Origin of the sequence: Hymenobacter terrenus (genome assembly GCF_000972495.1) — a bacterium.
Taxonomy (GTDB): domain Bacteria; phylum Bacteroidota; class Bacteroidia; order Cytophagales; family Hymenobacteraceae; genus Hymenobacter; species Hymenobacter terrenus.
The window spans coordinates 1-9,475 of sequence record NZ_LATM01000061.1; the positions used below are offsets into that span (position 1 = coordinate 1).

Sequence of the window (9,475 nt, forward strand, 5' to 3'; positions counted from 1 at the left end):
CGACGACCTTTTCCATGACCCTAAATTAACTCAAACAGCTTCTTAGACTGACTTGAGCCCTGCTTTAGATCATCCTTTGCCGCGTGCTACATTATCATCCTGCGGGACTTGTTTAATGGGGAATACCCGCTCCAGCAGCTCCTGCCGGAAGCTACGCCCCACGGGCAGCATTTGCCCACCTGCCTTGACCATATTGCCCTCAATCACCTCCATCTTCTGTACCGCCACCACATATGATTTGTGAATGCGTACGAATTTATCGGCCGATAGCAGCGCTAACATTGCCTGTAGCGTCTGGTAGGTAATAAGGTCGCCGTGGCTGGTACTTATTCGCACGTAGTCCTTCAGGCTTTCCAGGTAGAAAATATCGGCCGGAGCCACGCGCACCAGTTTCTTGTCTACTTTCAGCCAGATGTCCTGCTCGGTCTCAGCTGGTGTGAGCTTGGGCGGGGGCGTGAGGGCGTCGCTGCTTGGCCGCTGGGGGCGGAGTAGTAGGCCTGTCACCTTACTGACGGCTTTGACGAAGCGTTGGAAAGGCACCGGCTTGACTAGATAATCTACTGCTTCCAACTCGAAGCTTTCCACTGCGTAGTTGCGGTAGGCCGTTACCAGGATGACAGCGGGGCGGTAGGTGAGGGTTTTGATGAAATCCAGGCCATTGAACAGCGGCATTTCGATGTCCAGAAAAATCAGGTCCGGCTGGTTGCGCTGTACGAAGCTCAGGGCCACCACCGGATCGGTGAAGGTGCCGGCCAGCGACAGGTCCGCGAAGCGCTCCAGATACGTTTGCAGCACCTCGATGGCCAGCGGCTCATCGTCAATAGCGATACAGGTAATCATGTGAGCAGTAGGTCTAGTTGGGTAGTAAACTGCTGGTGCGCCCGTTCCTGTCGCAGGGTATAGGCTTGTTCGTACAGTAGGTCGAGCCGGCGTTTCACATTGCGCAGGCCAATGCCTTTGCTACTTGAAGCAGCGTGGTCGGTGCACGGGTTGCTGACTAGCAGGCATAGTCGGTCTTCGGTTAGAGTCACGTGGATACTGATGTGCACCGCCGACCCACTGCTTTTTATGCTGTGCTTGAAACTGTTTTCGATGAACGGCAGCAGCAGCAGCGGCGGCAGCTGCACGTGCTCAGGGTTGCCGCTGACGGTGAAATCTACCGTCAGGGGCCGGCTGAAACGCAAGCTTTCCAGGTCGATGTAGCTCTGGATATAGGCCAGTTCTTTGGGCAGCGAGGTGCGCTCCTGGTCGGTTTCGTACAGCACATAGCTCATTAGCTTCGAAAGCTTTAGTACGACCTCCGGGGCCAGGTCCGACTTCTTGAGTGTCAGGGCGTAGAGGTTGTTGAGGGTATTGAAAAAGAAGTGGGGCTGAATCTGCGATTTCAGCAAGGCCAGTTCCGTTGCCAGGTGCTCCTTTTCAATGGATTCGGCCTTTTGCTTCTGCACGAAATGGTCTTTGGACAGCTTAATACCCGATGTGAGGCCCACGAGAGTCATCATCAGAAACCCCTTGTACACGAAGTTAAAGGCCGTGAATTCCGCATCCCTCGTCAAACTCACCGGCAGCCAGCCAGTCCGCATCAGATCCTGAAAGACGAACAGATTGAGCGCGTTCAACAGCAGCGCGCTCGCAACCACTAGTGCCACGTAGTCCAGCACGTGGCCTTTGTAGTAGTAGGCCGGCAGCAGCACAGATAAATTAAGGTAGCACACCGCCAAAATGAACGGCAGCCGGATGCCAAAGCAGAGTACATTTTCCAGCAGCGCGCCCGCGAAGTAGCCGATGGATACTGCATTAACCAGGAAAAGCAGACTCCAGAAGATAATATGCTGGGCCAGCCGCCGGGATAAGAGCAGCAGCAACCACGCCGGCCGGCTACCAGCATGGTAACCCAGGGGCACCGCTAGTGGATGATGGACTGTGGAATTCATAGGGTGGTTGAAGCGCTAATAACCCGCACCTTTCTTCGCAGTGGGGCCAAATTGAGCTTGCAAAGTAGTATGGCTGGCTATTGGCAGCAAAAATCCTCGCCCAACGACGGAGAAGCTCCGCCCAACGACCGTAGCGCATGGCTAACCTACACTAATCTGGGCAGATGCTTTTGACCGGCCTGGGTCTGTCGTAGAGCGAATAAAATTGGGGCCTGATGGGGTTAAAAACACCTTTGTGAGCTTTTTCAACTCACTAGTTAGCTCCATGCCACTCGTTCAGCTCTTCCATAGAATATTCTTTACAAACCCTTCTTTAGCAAGAAAAAAAAGCTGGTGGTTGTGCTTGCTGGCGCTGGGCGGCTGCCACTTCGTTGCGGCCGCTCAGGGTACCGCCGCCCCCACTGGAACCATTGGTGCTTCCCCAACGGCGGTTCGCTCAGGAGAAGTCAACATTACTGGAGTGGTGCAGGGAGTAGCCGGAGCGCCGCTGGAATTTGCGACAGTACTGGTGCACCGGGCCGCCGATTCCACGGTGGTGCAGTCAGGGTATAGTGACGCGCAGGGGGCGTTTCAATTGGTTCTGCCGGCGGGTGGGCGCTACCTAGTGTCGGCTACGCAGGTGGGCTTCGTGCAGGCCTGGTCGGCACCGTTCGGGCTGCCGGCTGCGGGCCTGGCGCTGGTGTTGCGCCCAAGCATCGCCACGGCGCTCAAGGAAGTAACTGTACTCGGCCAAAAGCCGGTGGTGGAGCAACAAGGCAGCAACACGGTGGTGAATGTGGAAAACTCGACACTGGCCGTCGGCAACACCGCCCTCGACGTGCTGACCCGCGCGCCCGGCGTGACCGTGGACGGCAGCGATAATCTGGCCCTACGCGGCAAACAAGATGTGCTGGTGCTCATCGACGGCAAGCGCCAACTGTTGAGCGGAGCCGCCCTGGCCGACTACCTGCGGACGCTGCCCGCCGAACAACTGAAGAGCATCGAGCTAATACCCAACCCGCCCGCCAGTGCCGACGCCCAGGGCGGGGCCGGCGTCATCGCCATCACCCTTAAAAAGGGGCAGCGTCAGGGCACCAACGCCACCGTGAATGTCAGCTACGGCCGCAGCCAGGTCGACCGCTACGTGACGGGCCTGAGCCTCAATCACCGGCAGGGCCCGTTCAATACCTTCGGCTCCTACACTTATGCCGACCGTTCGGCTGTGTTGAATATTCGGGAGAAGCGGCAGCTCTTTGAACAGAGCCAGCCCGTGGGCACCAGCAATGAGACGTATTTGTCTACCGCTCGTAGTCGGTCGCACACTTGGAAAGCGGGGGCAGATTATACGCCTTCGGTCCGCACGACTGTAGGCGTGGCCGTCAACGGGCAGGCGCTCCGTGCGAACCGGCAGGGCTTGGATGCGCTGACGCTCTTTGACGCCGCGCAAGCGTCTACCGAACTGCTTGCTCCTGAGCACAGACGCCAGGAACTGCCCAACTGGGCCGGCAACGTGACCCTGAAGCACAGCTTCGCCGATTCCAGCAACAGCCGCAGCCTAACGGCCGACGTCAACTACGCTACCTACCGCACCACCTTGCGCCAAAGCCTTACGGCCCTGACCGAGACGCGAGGGTCCACGCCGGCGCCGCTCCTCATCGACCAGGCCAGCCGGCTGACCCTGCGCACCACGCAACTAGATTACTTCCAGCCGCTAACCCATCGCCGACAACTCAGTATGGGGCTTAAAACCAGTCAAGTGCAGTCGAATAACGACCTGCTCTCGCGCAAGGAAGAAGGCAACGACACCTACGTGGTGGACCCGGCTCAGACCAACAACTTTCGCTATGACGAGCGCATCCACGCGGCCTACGTGGCATTCCAGCAAGCCGGCCCGAAGGCCACCCTGCAAGCCGGGCTGCGCGGTGAACAAACGACCACCAAAGGCGTGCAGCAAGTGGGCAGCGAGAACTTTAGTCGGCAGTACCTTCAGCTGTTTCCCACGGCTTCGCTTGCCTATAAATTCTCAGCCCGACACGAACTGGCGCTGTCCCTGGGCCGCCGCGTCAACCGGCCAAACTACACCGACCTGAACCCGTTCCGGCGATACGTGAATGCGACAACCTATTCGTCGGGCAACAAAGACCTGCAACCCGAGACCAGCTACAATGTTGAGATAACGCACACGTTTCTGCAGAAATACAGCACCGGTCTCAGCTACAGCAACACCCGCAATGCCAGCCTCTACGCGTTGCAGCCGATAGGAGAAGGGAGTCGCATTGCCGTCAATCGCCCCATCAACCTGACCACCCGGCACTACGCGGCCCTGACGCTGGCTGTGCCCCTGACGCCCCGGCCCGGCTGGTTGGTTTATAATAACGCCGTGCTCTTCTACACCCGCTTCATCGGAGAATCGGTCGGCACGGCTATCAATCGGGGCCAGTCGGCTCTCAATCTGAGCAGCACCCATACCCTGGCCCTGGGCCACGACTGGAACCTCGACTTGAGCGCCACCTATGAGTCGGCCAAACTTATGGGTTTCATTAGGTTCCGGGCATTAGGCGAACTGGCTGCCGGCGTGCAAAAAAGTTTGTGGCAACGCCGGGCCACCATCAAGCTGAACGCCACTGACCTGCTCTTTACCAGGTCCTCGCGCGGCACTTCGACTTACAACACCTACGTGGGTACCTTCCGCGTGGACCGCGATACGCGGGCAGCGACCCTGGCCTTCAGCTACCGCCTGGGCAGCGACAAACTGGTCCCCACCCGCCGCGCCGACAGCGCGGCAGAAGAAAAGCGCCGCACTGGTCAGTGAAACGCCTAACATTGGTAATGCGTGAGCGTATCCAAAAGGGTGGGGCAGTCGGGCTAAGCAGGCATCGGCGGGGATTTCGCTGGCAGTGGCTAAAAGCTGGGATGCTGCCGGAAATAATCTTTCCACCGCTCGTTGAGCACTTTTTTGGCCCATTCTATCTGTTGCCGCTTGACCAATATTTGGGAATCTCGTAAAAGGTTAGCTCAAAAGTAAATCGACTCAACCTCTAAAAATGGAGCCGGAGTTCGGGCAGAAATATTTAGCGGGGGCGTACTTCATGACCATCTACCACATTGGCCACAACCGGAGTACGGAAATACATCTGCATCAAAGCCAGGAATATCTAATAGCAGGAAAAAACACCGCTAGCTTTCTTCTCGACGCAGCACCAAAGGTTGTTAGCAGCCTAATCTGTAGGATTAGTCGTATACGCTCTTGTTGCTCCTAATTTGCTTTTGGACCAAGCTTTTACGAAACCCCACATTTCCACCATGGCTACCGCACCTTCCAATTCAAACGACATTTACGCCACCTTCAAGCAGGACGTCAACATGACGGCCTCGGAGCTGGAGAAATGGCTGAAAACCGACGAATCCAAATCCGTAGGCCAGGACAGCGGCGACGGCAGCAGCATCGGCCACCACTCGGGCGAGCGCATCATCAATATTCTGCACAAGAACAAGGCCGACCTTACGCCCGACGATGAAGCCCACATGCACAAGGTGCACAGCTACGTGAGCCGCCACTCGGCCCAGGGCCCCCACCACGCCGCCGACGTGGCAACCTCGCGCTGGCGCTACTCCCTCATGAACTGGGGCCACGACCCGCTGAAGGATAAAAAGTAGAGAGGGCCGATGATGGCTCTTCTAAGAAGCTGTTTGCGTTAGCGAAAACGGTCATGCTGAGCTTGTCGAAGCATCTCTACCGCTTCGTTGAATGCTGCTGACGAAGCGGTAGAGATGCTTCGACAAGCTCAGCATGACCGTTTCAACATAATTTCCAATTAATGCAAACCGCTGCTAAGCCGGGCTGCCCGGCACCAGCACCCGGAGTGCGCCGGGCCGAATCGCCACATCGACGCGGGTAGTTTTGCCCCGGTACTCGCCGTCTACCTGGAAATCGACGGGGCGGCGAACCTTGAGACTTACGGCGGTGGTGGAGAAGATTTCTACCGCAGCGGGGTCGAAAGGACGGAAACGCCAGAACATTTTCAGCAGTTCGCGGCCCACCAGCCGGCGCAGCACGACGACTTCAAACTTGCCATCCGACACGTCGCCTTCGGGGTTGATAGCGGCGCCGGTGCCGTACACACGGGCATTGGCCAGCACCACCATGAAGGCCGTGCGCTCCACTTCCTCATTATCGGCCTGGATGCGGACGTGCATCAGGCGCCGCCGCAGCAACGACCAAAACGCCGCCCGCGCGTAGCCCAGCATGCCGCGCCAGCTCCGGCGCTCGGCGTAGCGTACGAGTTGGGCATTGAGGCCGATGTCGCTTAGGTGCAGGCAGAGGTCGGTGCCGTTGAGGTAGAGCACGTCCATGGCCTTTTCGGTGCCATGCACGGCAATTTCCAGGGCCTGGGCGGGGCTGGTGGGCAGCTCCAGTTCCGTGGCCAGGCCGTTGGCCGAGCCGGCGGGCAGCACGGCCAACGGCAGGTCGGCGGCCAGGGCTTGCTCGGCCAGCAGCTTCACGGTGCCGTCGCCGCCCACTGCTACCAGGCGGTCGGGACGGTGCTGGGCGATGCGGGCTTGCAGTGCGGCAGCATCGCCTTGGCCGGTGAGGGTGAGCACCTCGGCCGTGTGCGGCAGCCCGGCGAAGTAGGCGCGGATGGTGGCTTCCCAATCCGACTTGCCGCCGCCCCCCGACACGGGGTTGACGGCGAATAAAAAGCGCAGGGGAGTGGAAGTAGACATGGTGCTTGGTTTATGGCGCGGGGGAACCTCACCCCCTGACCCCCTCTCCCCAGGAGAGGGGGGACCGGTCTGGCATTGAGGTAAGAGTGATGAGTTGAGAGTTAAGAGTTAAGGCGGTTTAACTCTCAACTCATCACTCTTACCTATCAACCGTGGCTCATCTAATCGGGCCTAGTTGTCGTAACGATTTTTCCACCGCTTGCGGCCGAACTTTCCTTGCTCATGACTGAAAAACTACTGGCTTGGCTTCGTCTTACCCGGCAGCCCACCCTGAAGCTGTACCGAGGGTTTGGCAGCCCTCGCCGCGTGGTGGTGGAAGGCCACGCCTTCCGGCAAGGGGCGCTGCCCCGCATCCGCTACCGGCAGGGTTTCTTTGCGAATACCTGGGGCTTGCTGCGCCTGTTTCTGGTGCGGCCCTGGGCCGAGGCGCCCGTGCGCATAACCGTGGCCGGCCACCCCGTCGGGGCCCGTACCGCGGCCGATGGCTTCTTTCGGGTGGAGGTGGAGCTGCCCGAGGGGTTGGCGGCCGGCTGGCATCCGGCCGCCGCCGAGCTGCTCGACTCCGCCGGAATACCTCTGGCCCAGGCCACCGCCGAGGTGCATGTGCCTTACGAAACCCCCTACGGCTTTATTTCCGACATCGACGACACATTTCTGGTGTCGCATTCGGCCACGCGCTGGCAGCGGCTGTGGGTGCTGCTGAGCCGCAACGCCCGCAGCCGCGCCCCCTTCGCCGAGGTAGCCGCCCACTACCAATGGCTGGCGCAGGCCGGCCCCGCTACCCCCGAGCGGCCCAACGCTTTTTTCTACGTGTCGAGCAGCGAGTGGAATCTCTACGACTTCATCCTGGAATTCACCGCGTACAATCACTTGCCCAAAGGAGTGTGCCAGCTCAGCCAGCTCAAGCGCCTGAGCCAGCTACGGCACACCGGCCAGAACAAACACGCCACCAAGCTCGACCGCATCGTGCGCATCCTCGACGCCTGCCCCGGCCAGCAGTTTGGCCTGCTCGGCGACGACTCGCAGCAGGACCCCGGCATCTACGCGGCGGTGGTGCGGCGCTTTCCCGGCCGCATTCAGGCGGTGTATGTGCGCCAGGTGCACGCCGGTGGCCGCCCTGCCGCCGAGGCCGCCCTGGCCGAAATCAAAGCCGCCGGCGTGGCCACTTGCTACTTCAAGCACAGCCGCGACGCCCTGCGGCACTCGCAGGAACTGTGGCGCTGAAGCAGGCAGCACTGGCAGAAATAAGCCGTACCCGGAGCTGTTATTACAAAGCAGTTCTGGAATCAATGCACCGTAGCGCGGACTAAAAGTCCGCGCTACGGGACAGCGACCCCGAAACTGCTCTGCTTCCTCAAAATGATTGCCGCGACGCGCCGCGTCTGGTAGTTGTTCCGTGCAAGGTCAGCAGTCGGGGCAGAAGGTCAGGAGCCGGGACGGAAGGTCAGTAGTCGGGTTGCGTTTGGCAACCGTCGGGTTGAGGTTAGCAGCAGTCGGATTGCGTTTGGCAAGGGTCGGGTTGCAAAAAACAGCGGTCGGGGAGCGGTTGGCAACGGTCGGGGTGGCCTGGGCAGTGGTCGGGTTGCGATTAGCAGTAGTCGGGTTGGCGGCGGCAAGGGTCGGGGTGGCCGAAAATAAATTGATAATGCATAAATAATTTATATGTTTGATATGAATTCCCATCCTAATACTCAACTGCATGGATAATAACCGTATCAACGCGCTACTGCTGCGCGGCATCGCTACCGAAAAAGGCCTCCTGGCCGACCAGGAAAACTACTTGCTTCTGGAGGAAGACATCGCCCCGCTGCGCACCGAGCACGCAGCCAACCTGGCCAAGGCCCGCGACCTGGAAGCCGTGGTAATGGCCAGCGACGCGGACGATTCGACGGAGCAGAAGGCCAGCGCCAAAAAGCGGCTCAAGGTCCTGGCCTCGCGCCTGGCCGCCGCCCTGCAAGCTCACGCTGCCAGTGATGCCAACAAGGACGAGGACCTAGCCGGCCGTGTGCGCTACAACCGCACCAGCTTCACCGAAGCCGACGATGCCAGCTTTGCCACCATCGTGACCACGCTGCTGAAGGAAGCCGAGCCCCTGGCCACGCCGCTCGCCAAGCGCGAGTTCACGCCCGAAGCCCGCGCCCAGACCGAGGCCCTGCTGGCCCGCTTCGTGAAGAAGCGCAACAGCCAGCGCAACACGGCCGTCGCCGGTACCACCGACCGGAAAACCCTCATTGCCCTGCTGGCCCGCAACAACGACCTCATCAAGAAACTCCGGGTGCAGTTCAAGCCCTACCAATCCTCGCCCACTAAGCACGAGGTCTGGCTCCGCTTCCAGGGCTACACCAAGGTGATTATCCTCGGCAAAGGTGGCCCCAAAAGCAGCCCAAAGCAGCCACCCCAAGCCTAAGCCGCGACAGAAACGAAAAGCCCCGCCAGTTGCTGGCGGGGCTTTTTTTGTGGGAATTATAGTTTTAATCAAATCTAAAGACTTTTGTGCTTACTTGCATGTGCTCAAGTTATGCCAATAGATGGCATTTAAACATATAATGCAAAATTATACAACATGGACCTGACCCAAGCCAAAGACATTGCTTCGATAGCAGCCCCGTTTGTCAAATCAATAATAGATGAATTTATCACGCCAAATATCAAGCGACTGGTAAAGAAAAAAAGTGTGTCCATTCAAATAACCGAACATTCATTTGAAAATCATTTCGAACAGTATTTGATCGACTCGTATGAAAAATATTCAAACCCAAATATTTTAGTGCTTGGTAACCAGAAGCGTCAGCTTAAGAAGCTGTTTGAGTTAATTTAGGGTCATGGAAAAGGTCGTC

The 9,475-nt window shown here is 58.7% G+C and carries 9 protein-coding genes; 5 read left to right on the plus strand and 4 right to left on the minus strand.

From position 1 onward, the window contains the following. Positions 1-69: 69 nt before the first annotated feature. Positions 70-840: a LytR/AlgR family response regulator transcription factor gene (locus WX88_RS25990; protein WP_046247352.1), complete on the minus strand. Its 771-nt coding sequence runs from the start codon at positions 838-840 to the stop codon at positions 70-72. Continuing rightward, positions 837-1,934, minus strand: coding sequence for a sensor histidine kinase (locus WX88_RS25995; protein ID WP_082116318.1), 1,098 nt, complete (start codon positions 1,932-1,934; stop codon positions 837-839). Before WX88_RS25995 ends, WX88_RS25990 begins: the two co-directional genes overlap by 4 nt. 343 nt (positions 1,935-2,277) lie before the next feature. On the opposite strand from WX88_RS25995, the gene WX88_RS26000 reads away from it, so the two are divergent. Both WX88_RS26000 and WX88_RS26005 read left to right on the plus strand, forming a co-directional pair. Next, the gene (locus WX88_RS26000; RefSeq protein ID WP_052733129.1) at positions 2,278-4,725 is read left to right on the plus strand and encodes a TonB-dependent receptor domain-containing protein; all 2,448 of its coding nucleotides are present in this window, start codon (positions 2,278-2,280) and stop codon (positions 4,723-4,725) included. A gap of 491 nt (positions 4,726-5,216) precedes the next feature. After that, positions 5,217-5,570, plus strand: a complete 354-nt coding sequence (locus WX88_RS26005) for a DUF3140 domain-containing protein (protein WP_046247359.1) — start codon at positions 5,217-5,219, stop codon at positions 5,568-5,570. A 174-nt stretch (positions 5,571-5,744) separates the two neighbouring features. Here the strand turns inward: WX88_RS26005 and WX88_RS26010 are convergent, their stop codons facing one another. Then, a complete protein-coding gene (locus WX88_RS26010; RefSeq protein WP_046247353.1) occupies positions 5,745-6,638 on the minus strand; it encodes a diacylglycerol/lipid kinase family protein in 894 nt (297 codons plus the stop codon). Positions 6,639-6,860: 222 nt separating this feature from the next. Here WX88_RS26010 and WX88_RS26015 point away from each other — a divergent pair, with 222 nt between their 5' ends. Beyond that, positions 6,861-7,862, plus strand: coding sequence for an App1 family protein (locus WX88_RS26015; protein WP_046247354.1), 1,002 nt, complete (start codon positions 6,861-6,863; stop codon positions 7,860-7,862). Positions 7,863-8,042: 180 nt separating this feature from the next. Here WX88_RS26015 and WX88_RS30605 read toward each other — a convergent pair whose 3' ends face one another. Continuing rightward, positions 8,043-8,339: a hypothetical protein gene (locus WX88_RS30605; RefSeq protein ID WP_156176461.1), complete on the minus strand. Its 297-nt coding sequence runs from the start codon at positions 8,337-8,339 to the stop codon at positions 8,043-8,045. Between WX88_RS30605 and WX88_RS26020 the strand changes: the two genes are divergently transcribed. Beyond that, entirely contained in the window at positions 8,338-9,045 is a 708-nt protein-coding gene (locus WX88_RS26020) for a hypothetical protein (RefSeq protein ID WP_046247355.1), read from the plus strand. The two genes, WX88_RS30605 and WX88_RS26020, sit on opposite strands and share 2 nt — an antisense overlap. Before the next feature lie 156 nt (positions 9,046-9,201). Beyond that, a complete protein-coding gene (locus WX88_RS26025; RefSeq protein WP_046247356.1) occupies positions 9,202-9,456 on the plus strand; it encodes a hypothetical protein in 255 nt (84 codons plus the stop codon). Positions 9,457-9,475: the final 19 nt, after the last annotated feature.